The following is a 1,321-nucleotide window of genomic DNA, read 5'->3' as shown; positions in this document are numbered from 1 at the left end:
GAGCCTGTCCCGATTTCTGTGTAACCGCCCGCCTTCATAGTTGATCGGTGACCCGATCTTCGAATTGGATAATAAATTGGTTCAGCGCGGCCTTCCACTCGCGGATGGGCATTTTCCACTTCTGAGACGCCGCCTGGATCGCCAGGAACGTCACTTTCAGCGCCGAGTCGTCGTGCGGGAAGATCTTGCGCTGCCGCGTCGACTTCCGGATCACACTGTTGAGTGACTCGATGGCGTTGGTCGTGTAGATCGCCTTGCGGATTTCGGGCGGATAGTCGAACAAGGTGATCAAGTAGGGCCAGTGGCGCTCCCAGATCTTCGAGATCTGGCAGTACTTTTCATTCCAGGCCTTGCCGAAGGCTTCCAGTGCCCGCCGGGCGTCGGCCTCGGTCGGTGCTCGATAGATCGCCTTAAGATCCCGAGTGACGCCCTTGTAGTCCTTCCAGGACACGTACTTGAGCGAGTTGCGCACCATGTGGACCACACACAGCTGGATCCGGGTGTCGGGATAGACCGCCTCGATCGCCTGCGGGAAGCCCGTCAGGCCGTCGACGCAGGCGATCAGGATGTCCTCGACCCCACGGGTCCTGAGCTCGGTGAGCACCGACAACCAGAACTTCGCACCCTCACTCTCGGCGATCCACAGGCCCAGCAACCGCTTGTGGCCCTCCAGATCGATGCCGATGGCGATGTAGATCGACTTGTTGATGACCTGCTTGTTCTGGCGCACCTTGACGACAATGCAGTCCAGATAGACGATCGGATAGAGCGGGTCCAGCGGTCGGCTCTGCCACTCGGCCATCTGGTCGATGACCGCATCGGTGACCTTCGAGACCAGCGTGGCTGAGACTTCCGCGCCGTACATCTCCTGGAAGGCGTCGACGATCTGGCGGGTCGTCATGCCCTTGGCGTACAGGCACAGAATCTGATCGTCGAAGGCCGTCAGGCGGGTCTGGTACTTGCCCAGCAGCTTGGGCTCGAACGTGCCGTTGCGGTCCCTGGGCGTGTCGATCTGCACCTCGCCGTGCTTACCCTTGAGCTTCTTCGAGGACTTGCCATTGCGACTGTTTCCGGTATTACGGCCCTCTGGGGCGTGCTTCTCGTAGCCTAGATGGTCTTCCATCTCGGCGCCGAGGGCGGCCTCGACCGTCATCTTCGTCAGCCGGTCCGAGAGCTCGCCCAGATCCTTCTCGGTCTTGACCTCCTTGGCCAGCTCACCAATCAGCTCCTTGAGCCTTTTTTCATCCACTACTGCGTCCATTGATAAACTCCTGATTTACAGTACATCAATGGGCAGTTACACAAATCTCAGGACAGTCCC

1 protein-coding gene is annotated in these 1,321 nt (G+C 59.3%); it reads right to left on the bottom strand.

What is annotated here, in order from left to right:
• Window positions 1-34: 34 nt before the first annotated feature.
• A complete protein-coding gene (locus ACDC66_RS15175; protein ID WP_376697581.1) occupies window positions 35-1,249 on the bottom strand; it encodes an IS256 family transposase in 1,215 nt (404 codons plus the stop codon).
• Between the last annotated feature and the right edge of the window lie 72 nt (window positions 1,250-1,321).

Source organism: Wenzhouxiangella psychrophila, assembly GCF_042310375.1.
Lineage (GTDB): Bacteria > Pseudomonadota > Gammaproteobacteria > Xanthomonadales > Wenzhouxiangellaceae > Wenzhouxiangella.
This window is presented reverse-complemented; position numbering and strand designations above follow the sequence as displayed.